This is a genomic window from Vibrio sp. 10N.286.48.F5 (assembly GCF_041469785.1).
Classification (GTDB): domain Bacteria; phylum Pseudomonadota; class Gammaproteobacteria; order Enterobacterales; family Vibrionaceae; genus Vibrio; species Vibrio crassostreae_C.
In genome coordinates this window covers 1-221 of sequence record NZ_JBFRLG010000072.1, presented here as the reverse complement: position 1 = coordinate 221, position 221 = coordinate 1, and the positions used below count along the sequence as shown (strand labels likewise).

Sequence of the window (221 nt, the reverse complement as noted above, 5' to 3'; positions counted from 1 at the left end):
TTCCAAATTGTTAAAGAGCTTGATTCAATAAAATGAACCATTTTTAAAAACACTTAAGTAAATGTGCTTAAAGATGGTATCCCGTAGGGGAGTCGAACCCCTGTTACCGCCGTGAAAGGGCGGTGTCCTAGGCCTCTAGACGAACGGGACATAGGTTACTCTTAACTGTTTAAACATATCAATCTGTGTGGGTACTCATCGAAGATATCTTCGTATAAGGA

The 221-nt window shown here is 40.3% G+C and carries 1 tRNA gene; it reads right to left on the bottom strand.

Features of this window, described 5'->3' with window-relative positions:
• Positions 1 to 74: 74 nt before the first annotated feature.
• Positions 75 to 150 (bottom strand) — tRNA-Glu (locus AB4185_RS21800).
• Between the last annotated feature and the right edge of the window lie 71 nt (positions 151 to 221).